At 53.6% G+C, this 21,702-nt stretch carries 19 protein-coding genes; 4 read left to right on the forward strand and 15 right to left on the reverse strand.

What is annotated here, in order from left to right:
* The first annotated feature begins 105 nt into the window (after positions 1-105).
* Both SELSP_RS07715 and SELSP_RS07720 read left to right on the forward strand, forming a co-directional pair.
* Positions 106-1,437, forward strand: a complete 1,332-nt coding sequence (locus tag SELSP_RS07715) for a threonine/serine exporter family protein (RefSeq protein ID WP_006191639.1) — start codon at positions 106-108, stop codon at positions 1,435-1,437.
* A 127-nt stretch (positions 1,438-1,564) separates the two neighbouring features.
* Positions 1,565-2,896 carry a threonine/serine exporter family protein gene (locus SELSP_RS07720; RefSeq protein WP_006191638.1) on the forward strand — a complete coding sequence of 444 codons (1,332 nt, stop codon included), beginning with the start codon at positions 1,565-1,567 and terminating at the stop codon, positions 2,894-2,896.
* A 164-nt stretch (positions 2,897-3,060) separates the two neighbouring features.
* Here SELSP_RS07720 and SELSP_RS07725 read toward each other — a convergent pair whose 3' ends face one another.
* From SELSP_RS07725 to SELSP_RS07740, 4 genes are all read right to left on the reverse strand, one after another.
* Positions 3,061-3,303 (reverse strand): hypothetical protein, encoded by a 243-nt coding sequence (locus SELSP_RS07725; protein WP_006191636.1) that lies wholly within the window; start codon positions 3,301-3,303, stop codon positions 3,061-3,063.
* Between the two features lie 70 nt (positions 3,304-3,373).
* Complete coding sequence (locus tag SELSP_RS07730; RefSeq protein ID WP_232362320.1) at positions 3,374-4,165, reverse strand: hypothetical protein; 792 nt, start codon at positions 4,163-4,165, stop codon at positions 3,374-3,376.
* 87 nt (positions 4,166-4,252) lie between these two features.
* Positions 4,253-4,918, reverse strand: coding sequence for a DUF5105 domain-containing protein (locus SELSP_RS07735; protein ID WP_006191631.1), 666 nt, complete (start codon positions 4,916-4,918; stop codon positions 4,253-4,255).
* A gap of 235 nt (positions 4,919-5,153) precedes the next feature.
* Positions 5,154-5,885, reverse strand: coding sequence for a LytR/AlgR family response regulator transcription factor (locus SELSP_RS07740; protein WP_006191630.1), 732 nt, complete (start codon positions 5,883-5,885; stop codon positions 5,154-5,156).
* 112 nt (positions 5,886-5,997) lie between these two features.
* On the opposite strand from SELSP_RS07740, the gene SELSP_RS07745 reads away from it, so the two are divergent.
* Together SELSP_RS07745 and SELSP_RS07750 are read left to right on the forward strand one after the other, a co-directional pair.
* Entirely contained in the window at positions 5,998-7,353 is a 1,356-nt protein-coding gene (locus SELSP_RS07745) for a sensor histidine kinase (protein WP_006191629.1), read from the forward strand.
* A 120-nt stretch (positions 7,354-7,473) separates the two neighbouring features.
* Positions 7,474-7,716, forward strand: coding sequence for a hypothetical protein (locus SELSP_RS07750; RefSeq protein ID WP_013740895.1), 243 nt, complete (start codon positions 7,474-7,476; stop codon positions 7,714-7,716).
* A gap of 204 nt (positions 7,717-7,920) precedes the next feature.
* Here SELSP_RS07750 and sucD read toward each other — a convergent pair whose 3' ends face one another.
* The 11 genes from sucD to SELSP_RS07805 form a co-directional block, all read right to left on the reverse strand.
* On the reverse strand, positions 7,921-8,826 hold the full coding sequence (sucD, locus tag SELSP_RS07755; RefSeq protein WP_006191625.1) for a succinate--CoA ligase subunit alpha: 906 nt from the start codon (positions 8,824-8,826) through the stop codon (positions 7,921-7,923).
* 21 nt (positions 8,827-8,847) lie between these two features.
* Positions 8,848-10,038 carry an ADP-forming succinate--CoA ligase subunit beta gene (gene sucC / locus SELSP_RS07760; protein WP_013740896.1) on the reverse strand — a complete coding sequence of 397 codons (1,191 nt, stop codon included), beginning with the start codon at positions 10,036-10,038 and terminating at the stop codon, positions 8,848-8,850.
* Positions 10,039-10,290: 252 nt separating this feature from the next.
* Entirely contained in the window at positions 10,291-11,271 is a 981-nt protein-coding gene (locus SELSP_RS07765; RefSeq protein WP_013740897.1) for a KpsF/GutQ family sugar-phosphate isomerase, read from the reverse strand.
* 195 nt (positions 11,272-11,466) lie between these two features.
* A complete protein-coding gene (locus SELSP_RS07770; protein ID WP_006191617.1) occupies positions 11,467-12,891 on the reverse strand; it encodes a carbon starvation CstA family protein in 1,425 nt (474 codons plus the stop codon).
* A 497-nt stretch (positions 12,892-13,388) separates the two neighbouring features.
* Positions 13,389-13,757 carry a hypothetical protein gene (locus tag SELSP_RS07775; protein ID WP_013740898.1) on the reverse strand — a complete coding sequence of 123 codons (369 nt, stop codon included), beginning with the start codon at positions 13,755-13,757 and terminating at the stop codon, positions 13,389-13,391.
* 29 nt (positions 13,758-13,786) lie between these two features.
* Complete coding sequence (locus SELSP_RS07780) at positions 13,787-15,547, reverse strand: GTPase (protein WP_006191615.1); 1,761 nt, start codon at positions 15,545-15,547, stop codon at positions 13,787-13,789.
* Between the two features lie 14 nt (positions 15,548-15,561).
* The gene (locus tag SELSP_RS07785) at positions 15,562-17,334 is read right to left on the reverse strand and encodes a B12-binding domain-containing radical SAM protein (RefSeq protein WP_006191614.1); all 1,773 of its coding nucleotides are present in this window, start codon (positions 17,332-17,334) and stop codon (positions 15,562-15,564) included.
* Positions 17,321-18,487, reverse strand: a complete 1,167-nt coding sequence (locus tag SELSP_RS07790; protein WP_006191613.1) for a radical SAM/SPASM domain-containing protein — start codon at positions 18,485-18,487, stop codon at positions 17,321-17,323. The genes SELSP_RS07785 and SELSP_RS07790 overlap by 14 nt, the downstream gene beginning before the upstream one ends.
* 26 nt (positions 18,488-18,513) lie before the next feature.
* Positions 18,514-20,316 carry a GTPase domain-containing protein gene (locus tag SELSP_RS07795; protein WP_006191612.1) on the reverse strand — a complete coding sequence of 601 codons (1,803 nt, stop codon included), beginning with the start codon at positions 20,314-20,316 and terminating at the stop codon, positions 18,514-18,516.
* 15 nt (positions 20,317-20,331) lie between these two features.
* Positions 20,332-20,754 (reverse strand): hypothetical protein, encoded by a 423-nt coding sequence (locus tag SELSP_RS07800; protein WP_006191602.1) that lies wholly within the window; start codon positions 20,752-20,754, stop codon positions 20,332-20,334.
* A 5-nt stretch (positions 20,755-20,759) separates the two neighbouring features.
* Entirely contained in the window at positions 20,760-21,686 is a 927-nt protein-coding gene (locus SELSP_RS07805) for a GTPase (RefSeq protein WP_232362319.1), read from the reverse strand.
* Positions 21,687-21,702: the final 16 nt, after the last annotated feature.

Raw genomic sequence — 21,702 nt, forward strand, 5'->3', positions numbered from 1 at the left:
CAAAATAGAAGTACGATTTCGTCTAGAACGCTAACGACGAAATAAGCTATACCCACATACAAAAAAAGCACACGAACGATTCCTAAACAAAGAGGTTAACAAACTATGCAATCATCCCTTGATCAAGTATTCAAAGATCCATTTTACAAGATCACCTACAAGATGCACCTGATCTTGACGGTCGGCAGACTCCTCATGGAGAACGGCGCCGACTCCGACCGAACGACGCGCTACATCATGCGCACGGCGGCCTACATGGGCATTCCGGCGGAAAACGTCAGCTGCCACATCATGTATACGTCGCTTCTCCTCAACGTCAAGAACGAGGAGCGCACCTACACGGAACTCACAAAATGCCGCAAGCACAACGTGAGCATGACCGTCCTCGCCGCTGTCAGCCGCATCATTTGGCGCGCCATGCGCGACAACTGGTCACTCGAACGCTTTGAAAAGGAACTGGAAACCCTCGAAAGCCGCAAGAATCCCTACTCGAACTTTGCGACCGCCATCGGCTCCAGCTTCGCCTGCGGCGGCTCGTGTCTGCTCTTCGGCGGCGACTTCATCGCCTTTTTCGTCACGGCGATCTGCGCCTTCTTCGGCTTCTACGCACGCATCCTCTGCAACAAGCGCGGCTTCAACAACTATGCGGGCATCGCCATCGCCGCCTTCGTCGCGACCTCCTTGGCGACGCTCTCGCAGAGCGTCGTCCACTCCGCGACGCCCATGCACCCCATCGTCGCCTGCGCCCTCTTCATTGTGCCCGGCGTGCCGCTGATCAATGCGGCAGACGACATGCTCAACAACTTCATCATGGCGGGCATCACACGAGCCTTCCACACCGTGCTCATCATCGGCTCAATGGCGTTCGGCACGGCGATCGCTCTGCACCTCGGGCGCATCACCGAATTCACGACGATCAGCCTCAGTCCCGGCGACATCTACCTCTACCATCCGATTGCCGCAGCGATCTCGGCAGGCGGCTTCTCGCTGCTCTTCAATGTGCCGAAACGCGTCCTCTGGGCGGTATCCGTCGGCGGCGCCGTCGCCGTCCTGCTCCGAAACATCTGCATGTTCGACTTCGGCCTCAGCCAGGCGACGGGAACGCTCATCGGCGGCGGCGTCGTCGGCATCGCCGCGCTTTCCGCCATCCATCGCTTCCATGTGCCGAACGTCGTCCTCACGACGCCGTCCGCCATTCCCCTCGTCCCCGGCATCCTGCTCTACCGCCTGCTCTTCACACTCCTCAACATCAACGACGTTAGTACCGAAGTCCTCTTGGGCGCACTCAGAAACGGCATCGAGGCGGCTACCATCATCATCAGCATCGCCGTCAGCGTCGCCATACCGAACATCTTCTGGTCACGTCAGATCCGCAAGAACAAGATCGCACAGGAAAAGAAACTGCTCGCGTCGAGATTTGTCGATCAGGAGGACTGACCGCTTCATAGATTGCCCGCTGGGCAGTCTATGAAGAATCGTCACAATATTCCAAACTATTATCATAAAATACCTTTAAGGCATAGCAGCTTTTGCACCACCCCTTGCACAGGAAAGGAGTCTTCCCATGGCAGAAACGAAAGAACATGTTCTCACCCACCCCTTCTCCCAGATCATCTACAAGATGCATCTGATCCTCCTCGTCGCACGCACGATGATGGAAAACGGCGCCGATTCCGACCGCACCTCGCAGTACATCATGCGCACGGCGGCATACATGGGCATCCCTGCGGAAAACGTCAGCTGCCACATCGCCTACACGACCATCATGCTCAACATCAAGGACGAGGAGCGCACCTACACGCGCTTCAGCAAGTGCCGCACGCACCGCGTGAACATGCTCGTCCTCTCCGCCGTCAGCCGCATGATCTGGCGCGCCATGCGCGACGCGTGGTCACTTGAACGCTTCGAGAGCGAGATGGAAAAACTCGATGAGCGAAAAGCACCTTACAGCGGCCTCTTGACGGCGCTCGGTGCAAGCTTTGCATGTGCCGGTTCATGCGCCCTCTTTGGCTGCGACCTCGCCGCCTTCTTCATCACGGCGCTCTCCGCTTTCATTGGATTCTATGCGCGGCGCTTCTGCAACGAGCACGGCTTCAACGTCTATGCCGGCATCGCCATCGCCGCCTTTGCTGCGACGCTCGCCGCCGTGCTGCTGCAAGGCCTCGATCTGTCTGCGACGCCCATGCTGCCCATCGTCGCCTGCACGCTCTTCATTGTGCCCGGCGTGCCTCTGATCAACGCGGCGAACGACCTTCTGAACCACTTCATCACCTCGGGCATGACGCGAGCATTCGACACGCTCCTCATCGTCTGCAGCACGGCATTCGGCATGGCGATCGCCCTGCGCCTCGGACACGTCAGTTCATTCACGACCGTGAGCCTCAGTCCCGGCGAAATATACCTCTACCACCCGCTCGCCGCTGCCATCGCAGCCGGCGGCTTCTCCTTGATCTTCAGCGTGCCGCGCCGCCTGCTGTGGGTCGTCTCCACGGGCGGCATCATCACGATCCTCCTCAGAAACATCTGCATGTTCGAGCTTGGCATGAGCCAAGCGGCCGGCACATTCCTCGCCTCCGCCTTCGTCGGCGTTCTCGCGCTCTTTGCCATCCACTGGTTTCACACGCCGAACATCGTGCTGACGATCCCTTCCGCCATTCCTTTGATTCCCGGCGTTCTTCTCTACCGCTTCTTCTTCACACTCTTAAATATCAACGAGGTCAGCACCCCCCTCTTGCTCGCGGCGCTTAGAAACGGCGTCGAAGCCGCGACCATCATCGCCGGCATCGCCATCGGCGTCGCTATTCCCAGCATCTTCTGGTCGCGCCAGATCCAGCGCAACAAAATCGCACAGGAGAAGAAACTCCTCGCATCGAGATTCGTCGATCAGGAGGACTGACAGAGCGATGCTCCCATGAAATCAACATGCAAAAAGCGTGCAGCAGATTCGATTCCGCTGCACGCTTTTTATCGGCCAAACTCGGTTACAAGCACATCGTTTCGAGATTACTAGAAATGATGCAAAAGATGCGCCAAAAGACGTAAACTGGATGATGCGTCTCCTTACATCTCTCCTCCGCCCTCGATTGACGCGTTGTGATCGTTCACCCACTTGTAGCCGAGGAACGCGCTGACGAGGTTGACAATCACAGAGACTTCCGGGCTGACAAACATACTGAGAAGCCAACTGACGACAATCAGTCCGACAAAGGCAATGATGCCCTGCTTGTTGAAGCCCGTGCTGTAGAAAATGCCGAGGACAAAGAAGCCGAGAATCGCTCCGAGAATAGGACTTTTTTTGCTCATAATGAATCTCTCCTTTGGATGTTGTATGACCTATATACTGGAATAATGCCGGCGGCAGAAGGTCTGCCGCTCATTCATCAAATGTCGTGATGTTCCCGCCCTCGATGTTGAATACGGCTATCTCCGAGAGGGCGCTTTCACCCGTCGGCGCAAGAAACTCAAATATATAGCCGTATGTGCCGTCGCCGAGTTCTTCGTCCTCGACCGCAGGATGACTGCCGATTTGGAAGGTCTCGGCTTCGACAGCAGCGAGTTCATCATCATCATTGTCGGAAACGGACTTCGCGAAATGGATCGTCGTGACCATATCGCCCTCCCGCAAGGGAATCAGCCCTTGATCGCTCATGCCGCTTTCCTCAGGCTCGCGCTGCGCGCCGAGGATGTGATACGTCTCATCGTTGTAGTTATAGGAAACCTGCAGGATGCACTCCTCGCCGTTGAGCTTGATGGGTATGGAATAGAGGTTGTAATCGTCGCCTTCTTCGGTGAGCTCGATGTAGACAGGATGCCCGTCGAGCATCGGCCACGTACCGTCGAAGTTGTCACGGAAAACGCCCGTATCCCAATCGGCGTCGATGTTCGCATCGCTGCCGAGGTGGATAACGACATTTTCGTCGAGATAGAGCAGGTTGCAGCGCACGGACGAGAGGAGTTCCATTTCGCTTTCACTGAGCGTAACGGAAACGCTTCCATCCGACGGATCAATATCGACGGCGCGATCTTCGAGTCCCGCAAGGTCAAGGGAAGCGGCAAAACACCATCCCGCTTTCACCGCTTCACCATAGCCGCCGCCTGCAATGATGAATGTCATCAAAAGAACCGCGAAAGCCTGTCGCAGTATGCGGCAAAAACGATTCATCATCATATTCCCTCCTTCGCGATTCCCTTTATCTTGCTGCATATTGCTCATACAAAGCAGCCGCTCTTCCCCCACGGAGATACGAGCGCCTTACTTCTCGCCGTCGAGGAACTTCTGGATCGCCTTCGGATCTTTCGGCGCCCAGTGCAGCGTCTTGCCGTCGTCGCTCTTCACCATATCGCACGGCACATCGAGCGTCTTTTCATCGTCGTAAGGAATCTCGTCGATGAACTTGCGCAAGACATCCATCGCTCCCTGCTGATAAGAGGGATCGTTGCGGACGTCGACGCCCTGCTGCTGTGCAAGACCGAGGACAACACCCAAGGCGACGAGATCCTCGTTCGTCTGCATAATCTTGTCAAACTCCGCCTTGTCGACCGGCGTAGCCGTCAGCTCGACGACGGGATGCTCGCTGTCGTCCTTCTTGACCTTCGCCTTGAGCGTGATGTTCGCCTTGCGATCGGCAATATAGTAATTCGTGACAGCGACCGCATTGTCCTTGGAAAGCATCATGCTCTGGAACTGCTGATCGACCTCAGTCAGGAGCGCCTCACTGATCTTCTCCTTCTGCTCCTTCGTCAAGCCCGTCGCCTCGGTCTTGTCCGTGTCGCCGTAAGCGTAAAGTTCCGCATAAGCGAGGACAGCTTTGTCCGCCGTGTCTTTCGGCTTGTCGCCGCAGCCCGCGACGAGGAACATCGCCAAAACGGCGATGAACGGCAGCAGCAACCTCTTTGCCAACATCATCTTCCTCTTCATATTACCCTCTCCTTTTATATTTTTTCGGAAAAGTACGGCAATGGGCAAGGAGATGAAACCCTCAGCCCGCTATCGAACATCCTTGCCGAATTTCCCCTTCGCTTAAATTGTAGCAAAAAAAAAGCACCTCCTGCAAAGAATCTGCAAAAAGTGGCTTTTTCTTGTACGAAAGTGGTCACAGATATGCCCGCAGAAAGACCCATGGGACTTATATCTTAAGCCCCCCAACTTGCTGCTACTTATTCAGCATATACTGCATATACTCTACCTTGACCGCACCGTACCGCCTGCGGCTGATCGGCAATTTCATGCCGCTCGTGAGCACGAACACCCCCTCTTCCATGCGCTCGATTCTGTCCATATTGACGATGATGCGATGGTAACATTCAAGGAAGCGCTTGTCGCGCAGCAGCCGCTCCGCGCTCCACTCATAAGTAAAAGGGCGCGAGAGGTGAAAATCACGCTCTTCGAGGACGATGTGCAGCCTGCCGCCTTCGATGTCCGCATAGAAAATCTTTTGGAAGGGGATCTCCAAGGCGCGTCCGTTGTATTCCACGCTGAGAACGTGCGCCGACTGATCGCGGCGTGCGAAGACATGACGCAGAGAGGCCTGAAAAGCCTCCTCATCCGTCCCCAGAGGCTTGAGGAAGTAGCCGTCGGCAAAGACGCGATAACCCTCCATCAGATGCTCCTCGCTCGTCGTGAGGAATATGATGCCGATGTCGGCGCTTTCGGCACGCAAGCGCCGCGCCGCTTCCATGCCGTCAAGACCGGGCATGCAGATGTCTAAGAGCACGAGATCGTAGGACTGCCGATCAAAGCACTCCAGGAGCGCTTCGGCTGAATCGAAGAGGTCAAGCTGCACGACGGCTGTTTCCTTCGACCAATATCGCGCGAGCATCTTCGCAAGATAGCGCCGCGCCGCCTCGCGCACCTCTTCCTCATCATCGACAATAGCAATGCGCATCCTTTCCCGCCTTTCTGTTTCCGTATGACTCCGTCATTCATTTGACGAAGCATGACTTCTATCGTATAATACCACAAAACCATACATAAGCAAACAGTTTGGAGGGTTTGTCTTGAACGAAAACAATCTTGCCGTCGTCTTCAACACCTTCCTGTTCCTCCTCTCGCTCCTGCCGGCCGTCTACCTGCGCTACCTGCCGTTTCGCACCATCCTTGCGCCGAAGGCACGGCGACGGCTGCTGCAGGGGTATGCCTTTATCTTCTTTGCGGAGCTTGCCGCTTCTCTGCTGCTCTTCTTTTCCGGCGTTCTGTCCTACAGCTTTCATACGTTCAAACTCTTTTACATCTTCTTCGGCTTTCTTCCCTACTTTCTGCTGAACCTCTGCATGATCCGACCGTACGCCGCGCAGCATATCTTCATCCTCGGCACGCAGTTCATTCTCAGCAGCACAGTCTCGACGATCGCGATTCTCCTCGTACTGACATTCAGCAGCGAAAGCGACTTTTTCGACCACTTCGCCACTTACTGCGCCTTGAATCTCACGATCTATCTCACCGTACTGCCCGTCGTGCGCCCCTTCTTCCGACAAATCTTCCTGCGCTTTTCCACGATCAGCACCGACCGCTTCTGGCTCTATATCTGCCCGCTGCCGCTTCTCATGCTCGCTCACGATGTCTACTTCTCCACCTCGCCGGAGGTTCTTGCCTCCCGCTACCTCTTCCCTCGCGTTCTGCTGTTCGTCTGCGGCGTGCTCATCGCTCTCGCCGCATGGCGCGGCCTTGAGTACATCCTCCAGCAGGCAGCAACGACGGAACGAAATCTCGCGCTCCTGACGCGCATGAACTCGATCGGCGAGTATACGCGCACCCTGCAGGAAAAGCAGGCGCGCCTCTCCATCGTGCGCCATGACCTCCGACACAATGCGCAGATGCTCGCCGACCTCATCTCGCGCGGCGAAGATGATGCCGCCATGCGTCTCGTCCAAAGGATGAGCGGGCAGATCGATGCGACGCGCGTCGAGCACTTCGCCAGCAATCCCCTGATCGATGCAGCGCTCTCCGTCTATGTGCGGCAAGCGCGCCAAAAGGACATCGCCGTCGAGGCTCGGATCGACCTTCCCGCCTCCTTTGCCGCGGAAGTCGATCTCTCGCTCGTCCTCTGCAATCTCTTTGAAAACGCCATCCATGCCGAAGAGGAAGAGCCGCAGCAGCAGCGAGCCATCCGCCTCCTCGCGCGTACCAAGGGTGCCAGTATCTTCTTCTCCATCGAGAACCGCCGCAGCACACCCGTACCGCTCGCCGCAAACGGCCTGCCTAGAAGCAGAGATTCCTTGCCTGGCCACGGCTACGGCACGCGCTCCCTTCTGCTCTTCGCGGAAAAGTACGGCGCCGAGTTCTTCACGGAGCAAAAGGACGGCTGGTTCAGCATCCTGCTGCATGTGCCGCAGGTCGAACGCATGGAAAAATGAGGCAAATGACCACTTTCATGCAAGATCTCGACACTTTTTTCCCATTTGTTGAAAGGCATCCACCTTCCTGTTACACTAGAGAAAGAATAGAGAAAGGCACATACAAAGGGGATGTTACTTATGAAAAACTGGTTCAAAGCTTTCGCAGTCATGGCTTCCTGCGCCATCATGCTCGGCACGGCAGGCGTCGCTTCGGCAGACGAATACGAGTATGAAGGGTACGATGAGAACGGCAACTACGTCTACGCCGTAGCGGATGATGAGGGCAACGTCGCTGCCGTAGCCGTGGATGCGGACGGCAACTACTCCGTCAGCGCCGAGGGTGCAGACGGCAGCACCTACGACGAGACTGGCTCGTATTAAGAGAGCATTTTCCAGAAAATCGCAAAGACTTCAAAGCGCCGCATGTGGACGGATTCGTCACATGCGGCGCTTCTTTTTCGCGAGGCAAAAGAAGAAGCCACCGCAGATCGCAGTGGCTTCTCGCTATTTAGGAAGTACGGATACATCCAGCTGCACTAATCCGGCCAGCTTCCTCTCATCAGCGCTTCTTCATCTCGCCGGAACTCAGCAGGTATGGCACTTCTCGAAGAGCCCCTTCTCCTTGAGGAGCTTGACCATCGTCTCACCGATGTGAGCGACCGTATCGGCAACGGGGATGCCCGCAGCGTTCAGAGCCGCGACCTTGTCAGCCGCCGTGCCCTTGCCGCCCGAGATGATCGCGCCGGCATGACCCATGCGCTTGCCCGGAGGCGCCTGACGGCCTGCAATGAAGGCGGAAACCGGCTTATCCTTCATGTTCTCCTGAATCCACTTCGCAGCATCCTCTTCCGCCGTGCCGCCGATTTCACCGATGATAAGGACAGCATAGGTGTCCGGATCGTCCTTGAAGAGCTGCAGAGCGTCGATGAAGTCCGTGCCCTTGACGGGATCGCCGCCGATGCCGACCGTCGTCGTCTGGCCGATGCCGGCATTCGTGAGCTGGAAGGCAGCCTCGTACGTCAAGGTGCCGGAGCGCGAAATGACGCCGACATGACCGGGCTTGCTGACCGTGGCCGGCGTGATGCCGAGCTTCGACTGCTTGGACGTCAGAAGACCCGGGCAGTTCGGACCGACAAGACGCGTCTTCTTGCCTTCCATGTAACGGCGCACCTTCACCATGTCGAGGACAGGGATATGCTCCGTGATGCAGACGACGAGATCGAGATCGGCGTCAACCGCCTCCATGATGCTGTCCGCCGCAAAACGAGGGGGAACATAGACGACCGAAGCCGTCGCGCCCGTAGCCTTCACAGCATCCGCAACCGTGTTGAACACAGGGACGCCCTCGACCTTCTGACCCGCCTTGCCCGGCGTTACGCCTGCGACAATCTTCGCGCCATAGTCGAGCATCTGCTTCGTGTGGAACGTCGCCGCTTTGCCCGTGATGCCCTGCACGATAACCTTTGTATCTTTATCAATCAAAACTGACATGTGTTTGACCTCCCTTTCGATTTAAGCCTTCGCCTCAGCAACGAGTTTGACAATCTGCTCGGCGCCGCCCTCCATCGTGGGTGCAGGGAAGACGTTAGAAATCGGCGTATTTTTCAGGATCTCGCGGCCTTCTTCGACCTTCGTGCCCTCAAGGCGGACAACGACAGGAACCGGGAGGGATTTGCCGTCCTTGGAGATGATCTTCGCAGCCTCGATGATGCCGTTCGCGATGTTGTCGCAGCGATTGATACCGCCGAAGATGTTGACAAAGATGCCCTTCGCCTGGCCGCCTTCGAGCATGATGTTGAACGCCTTCGCGATCTTCTCAGGCTCGGAGTCGCCGCCGACATCGAGGAAGTTGGCGGGCTCGCCGCCGTAATGCTTGATGATATCGACCGTAGCCATGGCAAGGCCTGCGCCGTTGACCATGCACGCGACATCACCGCCGAGGTTGACGTAGTTGAGGCCGGCAGCCGCAGCTTCGCGCTCCTTCGGATCCTCTTCCGTCTCATCGCGCAGTTCGACGATGTCGGGATGGCGGAACAATGCGCTGTCGTCAAAGTTCAGCTTCGCATCGAGGCAGATCACATCATCCTCGGCCGTGACGACGAGCGGATTGATTTCAACCTGCGAGCAGTCCTTGCCAATGAACGCATTGTAAAGCTTCTCCATCAGAGCCGCCGCCTTGCGAATCGCAGGAGCCGGGATGTTGATGGCATACGCCATGCGCGTCGCCTGGAACGGAGCAAGTCCGATGACCGGATCGATATACTCCTTGATGATCTTTTCCGGAGTCTCGGCAGCGACCTTCTCGATCTCGACGCCACCCTCTTCAGAACCCATCATGACGATCCTCGCCGTGGCACGATCAACGACAAAGCTCAGGTAGTATTCCTTTTTGATGTTCGAGCCTTCTTCAATCAGGAGGCGACCGACCTTCTTGCCCTCAGGACCCGTCTGATGCGTGACGAGAACCTTGCCAAGCAGCTCCTTCGCGTAGCCTTCGACCTCTTCAACGGACTTGGCGATCTTGACGCCGCCCGCCTTGCCGCGGCCACCCGCGTGGATCTGCGCTTTGACGACCGTGACAGCGGCGCCGAGCTTCTTCGCGTTCTCGACCGCCTCTTCCACGCTGAACGCCGGCAGGCCGTTCGGCACATTGACGCCGAATTCCCGCAGGACTTGCTTGGACTGGTACTCATGAATATTCATAACCATGCCTCCCTGTTGATGGTTCTCGGGACGAGGATATTACTTCCTCTGATTTCATCCCATAAACAACTATATTGTATAATTTTTTTGCTCGTTTGTCTAGTGATTTCTTAGAAATATTATCATAGGCAGAACTTATCATATCCTGGATTTATCGAAAAATTCTCGCGCTCCGAACCCATTTTCTCTCAACGTACCAACGACACGCCCCGACACTTTATGGCACATCCATTCCCAACGGCAGGATGCGGCTCAAACCACGCCCTGCTTCAAAAGATCGGTCAGATGGATCATGCCGACTGGCGCCCCCTTCTCGTCGATGACGGGCAGTACCGTCACAGGGCGCGGCTCGTGCTTCTCCATAACGGAGAGCGCCGCCGTCGCCAGTTCATCGGCATGGATCGTCAGCGGCTCAGTAAACATGATCTCGTGCACAGGTTCATCGAGGAAAGCATAGTCCTTCGCGAGTGCGCGGCGAATGATGCCGTCGGTCAGAAGACCGATGAACCGGCCCGCTGCATCCGTGACAGAGACGGCGCCCAAGCCTTTCTCCGTCATGACGAAAAGTGCATCTTTCGCCGTCTTCTCCCCCGAGACGACAGGGTTTTCCTCGCCCGTGTGCATGACATCCTGCACCTTGAGCAATAGCCGCCGACCGAGCGCGCCGCCCGGATGGAAGAGCGCGAAATCCTGCTTCTTGAAATTTCGCACAGACATCACGGCGACGGCGATGGCGTCGCCCATGGCAAGCGTCGCCGTCGTGCTCGTCGTCGGCGCAAGTCCCAAGGGGCAGGCCTCCGGTTCATGCCCGATGTCGATGACGTAATCGGAGTACTCGGCGAGCTGCGAAGAACGGTTGCCTGTCATGGCGATGATGGTCGCACCGATACGATGGATGACGGGCAGGATCTTCACGACTTCCTGCACCTCGCCGCTGTTGGAAATCGCCAAGACTACATCCTTGTCCGTCACCATGCCAAGGTCGCCGTGAAACGCCTCCGCCGGGTGCATGAAGAACGAAGGCGTTCCCGTGCTCGCAAGCGTCGCGGCAATCTTGCGTCCGACATGCCCGGATTTTCCCATGCCCGTGACGACGATGCGAGCCGTGCAGTCCAGCACGCACTCAACCGCACGGCAGAACTCCTCATCCACACTCTCCGTCAGTTTCTTCACCGCCGCCGCTTCCATCGAAAGCGTCTCTACCGCCTTTTCCCATATCACATCTCGTTTCATTCGCTGCTCTCCTTTTCCATTCGACTGTAAATCAACTAAGAAATCTACCTCCCTATTATACACCGCGCGAGAAATTCTGGGTAGAGCGCGAAAAAAGTTGCCGAATCTTTCGGGCGATTCGGCAACTTTCGGCTTGCTGTTCGTCTTTAGCATTCCACGACTCGTCCTCGTCTGCCGCACAGACAGAAAATTTCTTCACTCATGCCGCAGCACCGTCGTGCGCAGGAAGAGGAACAAGAAGAGCGCAGCGGCGGCAATACCGACGGGATATGTAACATCTGTCGAAAGGCCGAAACCTTCCTTCGCCTGCAGGATGTACGTCACCGTGACGGCCGACATGAAGGTCGCAGGGATCATGCCGATGATGTAGTAGATTTTGCCGCGGAACGTACGATAGAGGTAGACAGATCCCGTCCACAGGACGATCATGGCGAGCGTCTGGTTCGTCCATGAGAAATAGCGCCAAATGATCGAGAAGTCCATCTGTGTGAGGACAGCTCCGATGCCAAGAATCGGCAAGGCAAGCGCGAGACGCTTGTTCGTCGACTTCTGATCAAGGCCGAGCCAGTCAGCGATCGTCAGGCGCGCCGAACGGAACGCCGTATCGCCCGAAGTGATCGGGCAGGCGACGACGCCAAGCAGCGCGAGAGCCGCCCCGACAGGGCCGAGGAAGCCGACGCAGATATCGTAGACGACGCCGCCGGGACCTGCCGAAGCAAGCACAGCGCCGAGACCGCCCGTGCTCTCGTAGAAGGTCACGCCCGCCGCCGCCCAGACGAGAGCGATGAAGCCCTCAGAAACCATCGCGCCGTAAAAGACGGGACGCGCGAGACGCTCATCCTTCAGGCAGCGCGCCATCATTGGTGACTGCGTAGCGTGGAATCCCGAAACAGCGCCGCAGGCAACCGTGATGAACATCAGCGGCCAGATCGGCATATCCTTCGGATGCAGATTCGCCAAGACCATCTCCGGCATGACATGACCGCCGACGCCCGCAAGCATCGCCCCCATGATGCCGAACGCCATGACGATGAGACAGACGCCGAAAAGCGGATAGAAACGCGCGATCAACGTGTCGATTGGCAAAAGCGTAGCAAGGAAGTAATAAACCAAGATGATGATGAGCCAGATCTTGATCGCACCGACAGAGCCGAGCGACAACAACTTGCCGTCGATGAGCATAGCAGGCCCCGTCGCAAAAACCGTGCCGACGAGGACGAGAAGCACGACCGAGAAGATGCGCATGATGAAGAGCATCGTCTTGCCCATGTGATTGCCGACGACCTCCGAGATGCTCTTGCCGTCTTCACGCAGAGAAATCATGCCCGACATATAGTCGTGCACGCCGCCCGCGAAAATCGTGCCGAGAACGATCCAGAAGTAGACGCACGGTCCCCAAAGCGCCCCCTGCAAAGCGCCGAAAATCGGTCCGAGACCAGCGATATTCAAAAGCTGGATCATGAAGACCTTCCACGTCGGCAGAGGAATATAATCCACGCCGTCATCGTGCACCAATGCAGGCGTCGGCTTGTCCGTAGGCGAGAAAATCACATCGACAACCCTGCCGTAGATGACGTAGCCCAGAATCAAAGCGAGCAATGCCACCAAAAATGTAACCATCGCAAATCACTCTCCTTCTGTCCGTCAGTCTATAGACCGTCGTGCCGCCCCTCCTCTCCTTCATATAGGCAATATTCGGACTATTGTTGAAATGTATTTACGGGTTCAATGTAAACCTTTTTCGCCAAGTTGTCAATAGTGTTTTTCCAATCACGACCACCCGGTCTGCCTTGTAACAGGTTTTGGCGCTCGCATAGCCAGTCTTGCTCTTTACCGTCCTCGTACTCGTAACCGTGAGTTTCCTGCCGGCGGCACAGAGATAGTCCTCCTTGTCTCTGAGATATGTCATGTTCTCGAAACGTCTGACCGGGGCAGGCAGGGTTGTTTTGCTAGGGCGGAGGCACCTTTAGTGCACGAAAAAAGCTACCGCACATGATTTATGTGCAACAGCCCCCCTTTATTGTATCGCATGCTTTGCATGCGACACTGGGTCACGACCCATAATAAAAAACCGCCGAACCATTTTGAAGTGATTCGGCGGCTCTCTTTTGAATCTTTTAGTTGTTGATATACGCCAAGCAGTAGTTCAATATAGCCTCTGTCGATCCTCCATAAACCCGACTGTCGTTGCCCCGCATCTTCCCCGTAGCATAGCGCCACTCGTCTCCCATTCTGTTAAAGCGCCAGTCAACGCGCTCCACCAGACGTCCATTTCGCACGTTTTTCGTGCTCACATGTACCCAGTTATTCCCATTGGACTGAATCGTCTCCGTCATGACAAAGACCTGATATCCTTGTTCATACGACGAATCATGCACCGTATATACCCACACATCCTGCGCCGAAGCCTCCGATGGAAGCATCATCTGTCCTCCCGCGCTGACGACCAGCAAAAACGCGATGCCCACCAAGATTCTTTTCCACATAAAAATCCTCCTCTCGCTCACCAATTCCTTCAAATCTCAGTCCCAACAGACCTGAATTTATTCTGCAAGGCATTATAACTATCCGCTGCCTCACGCAGTGCATTCAAATCGGTCTGAAGATTCCCGCTGATTCGTTTCATACGCTTGCTTTCTTCCTTGAAGGGCTTTGCGATCTCTTCCGCCACCACTTGCAGGGACGAATCAATTGCAATCTTGAAATTATCAGCCAAATCCGCTGCCATATACATGCATTTCTGCGCCAGCTCCTCTCTTGCCTGCGCTTCCGCCTGAATTCGACGCTTTTCCCGTTCATTTTGGACTGCAGCCTCAGCCTGCATTTCCGCAAAATTATCCTTCCCGCCAAAGAGGCTGGCCAACAGAGGCAAAATTGCAGTTATAGCCCCGACATACGGCATCACAGGCACCAAAACCGATTTCCCCAAGGCTGTTGCCAACAGGCTTTTTCCCAACGCAGTTCCTGCAGCCTGCTTCACTCCTTTTGAAACCATCATACTAAGAGCTGTATTCGCCAAGGCGTTCCCGCCTTTGCTGTTTTTCCCGTACGACGGAATCGCTATTTCATTCAACACCTCTAGTACATCCTTCACTTTATTCAGAACAGAAGCCACTTCAAAAGAAGACTCTCCTTCTTCCATATCAGGCAATACTTCCACCTGTATGTCATCTGCCGTGAAATCAAGTTTCTCGATTTTCAATGTCAAACCTTCAGCATCTTCCAACAAGTCTCCCGTCAACTCGTGAAGCCGATTTTCAAAATCCTGTTGAATCATCTCCGCCGTTTTAGTCACTTCTGCCTGAACCTGGTCCTGCGCTTCCTCCGGCTTCTCTCGAAGCGACCAAATCATCCCGGGCAATTTATGCCCCAAGCGATCCGCCCTGACATCGATAGAAGCCGCCATTTCCTCGCGCAGTTCCTTGCGCCGTATGCGCAGCTTTTCCAGAAGTTCATTGGCACTTTTTACGCCCTCGTCATTATCTTGCTCGGCCAGGCATGCGATCATGGGCTGCAAAGCGCGTTCCACATCCTGTATGGCATTACTCAAGATATGGAACGGTCCTGTTTTCTTTAGTTCCTGCATGATGACATTCGTCAATTCCGCCATATTGCTCTTATCCCAAAAAGCTTGACTGCTCTTCTCACGTCCCTTCTTTGCCCTGGCGGCGTTCACTGCCACAATATAGTATTTCTTCTCCACATTTTCTATGCCTACCTGGCGCATATTTTCCGCTACTTTATCCTTGATTGTCTGTATCGTTCTGTCGCCGTCTTCACTGAAAAGATCGCCGTTCTTGTCGTTCAAGACGATAATAATCTTTTTTCCCGCATCGACAATCTCCTTCATGCGCACATAATTCTGACGTCGTTCGTTGGAACCGGTCGTGCTCATGACAAAAATGACAACATCCGCTTTCTTCAGATGCTCCATCGTTACATTCTGGTGCTCGATCGGAGCGCCTACACCAGGTGTATCTGCCAAACGGTAGCCATTCCATTCATAATAGTCCACCTTATCTGTCGTCGGTACATCTTCCACCTTGGCACGGTCTGCACCGATCAGTTCATTGATGATGCTGCTCTTTCCAGCATTATATATGCCGAATACCATGACTTCAGGCTTTGTGGCATCCAGTTTCGTAGCATATATTTCTTGGATCTCCTTCAAACCCTTCGAAACTCCCGGTAATTCAGTATAAGGACGCGCATGCTTTTCCACCGTTTCTCTGAGTGCGCCCATTTCACCTTTGAAATCCATCAAACGATAATCCATGCTGCTCTTCCCCCCTATAAGCTCCTGTTAAAGACACTTTCCCTGCTGTAGACAATCAGATAAGCCTTTTCCAGCCTTTCCAAAGCTGCCTGCATTTCCTCATAGCAATGAAGCATATTTTTGGCTTTCAAATGTTCATATATCCACTGGCAGTTCGTTCTGCCTGTAGACAATATCAGGATCTGCATTTCCAAATCGGACAATATCGTGCCTTCTATACTGCATCGTCCGCCCTCAAAAAACTGCAGATAGCGCTGCAGAGAAAGCACACGCATCGGATGCGCTGTTCTGCCATAACTTTTCGCCTCCCTTCCCGTCATTCCCTCACGAACAGCCAGCATCCGCCCATACGCATATAAATTCGGCATCTGCTGCAAGGTCTGATACCAAAGCCCATATGCCTTGGCTGTATTTTCCCGTGGGTACCAAGAAAGGATCTGCTCCAGCGGCACTCGCCCCTCTAGCAACATTTCTTTACGCTTTGCAGCAAATTCTTTTTCCATGTGCTGCGCCAAGCGCAAAATTTCCCAACGGGACATCTCCTCTGTTTCTGTTTGCGGAAAATCTTCCGCCGATGTGTAAAAATTATAATCGACAATTTGTATGCCATATTTTTCCGGCTCTTTTGTTATTGATGTTTCGGGCAGCGGCCAGTAACAAACAACACCCAACTCCAGGGTTCCTTGTCCCCAGTCCAATAATTCTTTGCCAAAAGCAAGGTCTTGTTCATATGTTTCTCTGGAGAAAAACGCGCTTCCCAAGATGATATTCCCGTAAATCTGCTTTATTCCCGCCTCCCGGCAAGCCGCAATGACTTCCTTAATTTCTTCCGGCGTCGTATGTTTTCGATAGGCCTCCAGCACCCGAGGAACGCCGCTTTCAATTCCCAACTGGATGCGCAACGCCCCCGCCGCTGCAATATCCTTGATCATATCGGGATGCAGCTTCAACGTATGGACATGGCCTTCGCAAAACCAATGAAAGTGACGCTTCTCCTGCCTTTCCTTCAGGCCTTCGCACAACCTATGAACGCGCTTTTCATCCAAAGTGAAGGTATCATCCGTAAACAAAATGTACGGCTCAACTCCACGCGGCACTTCTTCCAGAAAACGATCGATCTCTTCCAGTACATTTTCCACAGACCGAAACCGGACTTTCCCGGAGGAACGTCCTTCATAGCAAAAAGCGCAGCGGAAAGGGCAGCCGCGTCCCGTCATGATGCATAAATCCCGACGATTCTTTTGCGGCAATAGATAACAGTCTTCATCAACAAAAGGCAAAGCATCGAGATTTTCAATAACAGGCCGAGGCGTAGTAGTCTTCACTTCATCATTCTGCCAATAGGCAATGCCCTTGATGTCCGCCAGCCGCCCGGTTCCGTCAAGAAGGAAATCCATGAGTTCCAGCACCGTCAATTCGCCTTCATGATAGACCACGGCATCGCATAGCGCTTCCTTGAAAAACGCCTCATCCAAGCTCGTCGCCTGCGGTCCGCCCACAATTACAGGAATGCCATATCGCTCTTTGATATACCGGCTCACAAATTGATTTTCCGTAACATTCGCATAATCGCAATACAGCCCAATCATCGCAGTCTTTTGCTGCGTGCAGAGCTCATTGAGCACTTCCATGCCCCTATACAGGGATCCTGCATAAGCCTGGCCTAGGTAGCCATTTTCATTGACAAAAGCGGCCAAGAGATAAATACCCAAAAACCCGTCAAAATTTGGCATATGGTCGAGGTAGCGCCGATGGATGTTGAAAAAAACAATATCATTTTCCCGCATATTCCAATGCTTCCTTCAATATCTTTTTCTTTTCCGCCAAACGCAGGCGATATACCATCTTCTCCCGAACCAAGCGCTTTTTCAGCAACTGGATTCCGACGGTCTGCAGGTATTCCAACAAATCCTTGCGTTCCCGACAAAAAGGAAACGCCGCCTCCGTCGTACCGTTTTCCAACCAGGCTTCAAATGTACAGCCGCCATGACAGAGTTCCCAGACAGCACATTCCTTGCAGCCATGATTTCGCAAATAGGCGTCACGGGCGCGCACGCTCTGCGCTGCAGGCGAATCGTACAAATCCAACAAGGATTGTTCCTGCAGACTTCCATAGGCGAAATGCATCTTTTCTCCATCGCGCCCGCAAAGCCCGACAATCCCATCGGCGTAGAGACACATTATCCCAGCCGCACAAATTCCATTATAGGAACATTCCCTCATGCAGGTTCCCATGAGAATCCCGTTCATCATTTTATCCAGAGGCTCGATCACGATCTCTGCCGGAGCATCCATTATTTTTTCGTACAGCCTTTTCAGAAGGGAGACATAGTTTTGATATATCCTGCGGGCATCATCGCATCCCGCTGCTCTCCCGCTGGGCAGCAGGGGATTGATCTTACATACCAAAGCATTTTCTTCAATAAAGGCAAAGAGCCGATCAATGTCAACGGGTTCCGCTGTATTCAAGACCATCAGGACACTGCCGCCCAGACCCACCTTTCGAATGCGTTGTATGTTGTCCCACACGACGGAAAAGGTCGGTTTCCCATCCCTGGTCGGACGATTGCGGTCATGCATCTCCTCATAGCCATCCAAAGAAACCCCTACTTGAACGGAATGTCGTTTGAAGAGCTCCAAAAAGGCCTCATCCAGCAAATATCCATTCGTCTGCATCGTAAAATGCAGCGCATAGTCCGCCAATTTATTCTCGGCATATTCCATCGCTCTCGCCAAGCGGTCATGCCCCCATAAGAGCGGTTCCCCGCCATGCCAGAGGATTCCAACGGAGCGCTCCTCTTTTCGTTCCAGCAAAGACGGAATTTCGTCAACTAACTTAAAAAAAACATCTTCTGCAAGAAATTCTTCTTTTCTATCCCCCTCGCTGCAATAGACACACTGAAAGTTGCAAGCCGTAGTCGTCTTGACAATAAACTGCATCTCATCACCTACAATTTCATATAGCTTTAGAAGCGCAGCGCCTCCAGTTCCTCGTGTAGCCGCTCGAGATTTTTTTCAATTTCCTGCACAAATTTTTCCTGTGGGGCAAAATAATTGTCCGCAATCGTCTCAAGGTTCTCTCGTACCGTCCGAGCGACATAGGTCTCGATTTGCGGTATGAGTTCCCTGATGACGTCTTCCACATTCACTCCGGCATCCACCGTCATTTTTTTCGTAACCTTGCGCTCCACCTTTTTGTAAAACTTCTTGGTGAACAAGCTGAAAACATCCTGCACATGCTCAATAAAACCATCTGGGGAACGCGGGACTACTTCAATCACCGTGTACGTTTGTTCGAATTCTTTCATCTGACGCTTGATGCCAGGGGCGCGGATCTCCGGCTGGGCAGCCTTTATCTCCAAATCTCCCACAAGTTCCTGCGACATCCCGATAATCTTCGAAATCTCTTGGTTGATTTCCTCCGCCAAGATCGGCTGCGTGACAGAAAAAACCATCTGGGCAATGGTTGCAGGTTCTGTCTCCTTTCCGCCAGCCTCCGCCTGATGCGCCATGCGATTCGTTTCCTTCAAGGCAGACGCTTTGACTCGACGGGTGATGCGATCCGTCAAATTTTTCGTGCGCTGCTTGATCTTTCCACGGTAATCTTCCACGGAATCAAGCACCGTTTGCACATGATTGTGCAAGCCCTTGATCCCTGCAATCATCTCATCGCCCTCAACGATATCCCGCAGGAATTTATTCATCGCTTTCTTCGGACGTGCTGTTTTAAGGCCGACGACATCGCCCCGAGCCTTCTCTGTCAATCTCTGCATCAACAGATCAAGCTGGCTGTCGCGAAACTCTCTCTCATTTCCCGTTCGCATTGCATGGTCGCCCAAAACAGTCGATATACTCATCGCACGGAATTTATCGACATCCACCTGGGGATAGGCGGCTGCAAGCCGCTCGCACATATCCTGCTCCTGCAAGCGCCGTCCCTCAGGTGTTTTGGGCAAATATATCTTGACGATTTCCCCCGCTTCGTCGACGTCTTCCTCCACCCGATCAGATTTCGTAATGACAACAAGCGCCTCCTGTTCGGTGCGTGAAAGCTGTTCTATATATTTCATATCTTCCATCAGCCCTGGTTCTGAGGAATTCACAAGAAAGATGCACATATCCACATATTGCAGATATTCCTTGACCATCTCTTCCATATTCCGCTTGTCGCCCTGCTTCGACAAAGCGCCCGTCCCCGGCGAATCAAACCACCGCAGACCGCTCAACGTAAAGTATTGGATATCGCCGGTCGTATCCGTAACCCCTTCGCTGAACCAATATCGTCCATCGACCATCTCAATATCGCCCGTGTTCCGGCCTTTTTCCTGTGTGGCAAATTCCGTCGGCGGACGATGCTTGTAAACATTTTCAAAGGGCGCTTCGAGCCATTCACGCCCTGCGAAGAAGTTTCCCAATGTGCTTTTCCCAGATTTTACTGCGCCAAAAATCATAACGACCAAGTATTTCTCATGGTCGTGCATAAATTCCTGCCCCTTTTTGCTTGCCTCGATACCAACGCGCCACCTATGGACGGCGCCCTGCAAGCCTTGGATCACCTTTTGCAAAGCCTCGTCCACAACCGTCGATTTTTCTCGCGTCCCAATCGTTCCTCGATACTCTGCATTAGCCTTTTCAAAACGTGCCAGGGCGGAATAAACCGCCTCATTTTTTTCGCTCAATTCCTGCGAGAAGGCCTGCAACTTTTCCCCTGCCTGATCCAATGCAGCAAAAAATTCCTCCGCCGTCTTTACCAGATAATTTTCAGCCACGTCTCCCGCCTCCTCTCAGAATCCTTTCGTCAGCTGCATATGATTGATCTGCTGAATCATCTGCTCCAACGCCCTCAGCCTTTGCTCATCCGCAGCAATCTCCTGCCGCAGCTTCTCTTCCAGCCGACCGATGGTCTCCGTGGACAGGCGATTCAGCTGCATCTCCCCGATTCTCCCGGCCTCCACATTCTGGAGCACCGGGGCAATATCCGGATTTTTCTCCAGCTCTGCAATCTCTGTCGCAACGCTTTCTCTGACGGATTGCTTCAGGCGTTTCACACCTTGTTGGTGCTGCTCATACAGAGCTTTCTTTTTCTTGATCTTCCCCACCAAGTGAGCGTCGGAATACTCGCTGTAATTCCCATGATCGCTATAGTTTCCGTGCAAGGCAACTCCACCGACGACCACTGCACCTCCTATTATTGCTACAAACGGCATTTAGTTCATCCCCAATCTTCACGTTCCTGTTTCCGCTGCGCCTGCAATTGCCAAACCTCTTGTTCCAATTGAGCCACTGTTGCTTCCTCATCTTCCAACTGTGTCTTGTAGTTAATGATGTTCGAGTATGCCTGATGAAACGCCCGCTCTATGGCTGCCGTTTTCTCTTGGAAATCGACGTGGTTTTGCCGCAAAGCGTCTGTTATTTCGTCCCGTTCTTTTGCAAGCCGGTCGATTGCCTTCGCCTTGCACATTTCAAACCGCGCTCCCTGCAAGGCAAGATTTTCATCTCGCCATACAGCCAAATGCTCCTGAAGGAATTCCCGCAGTTGGGGGATGCCGCTTCTTTCCAAAAAGGCCTGCTTTTTTCTGGCATCGCTTTCTTGCTGGCTTCTTTCATACCGCACATTCGATACGATGAACAAGGGAATTCCATCTGTCTGAAATTCTTCTTTGATTGCCGCCTTCATACTCTGCCCGATCACGGACAACTCTTCTTCCTCAAATTCTTCCTGGAAGGTCAGGACAAAAGCAAAGTGCCGCCAGAAGTAGTCTTCTCCCACTGTCTTTGCCATACGTCCGATATTCTGAAGTTCTGAGCGATGAAATTCCCCGATCTTGGGATTATGGACGAAGATAATAAAATTTGCTTTCTTGTAAACCGAGAACGCTTCCTGATCGTCCGTTTCATCTGCATCCAACCCCGGCGTATCAACAAGAAACACATCATCTTTATACAATTCTTCCTGATTGACCCTTGTTTCCCGGATATCAGCGACACGAAAGGCCTCCCTGCCAAGAATGGAATTGAGCAGACTGCTCTTGCCGTGATTCATGCGTCCTGCGTTGACAATATAGATCCGTTCACTTGCGGCAATCATGTCTTGCCGCATTGCCGATAAGTCTTCAACAATCTTTTGTATATTCTCCATAAACCCCCAACCCCTT

The organism is Selenomonas sputigena ATCC 35185 (assembly GCF_000208405.1).
GTDB classification, from domain to species: Bacteria; Bacillota; Negativicutes; order Selenomonadales; family Selenomonadaceae; genus Selenomonas; species Selenomonas sputigena.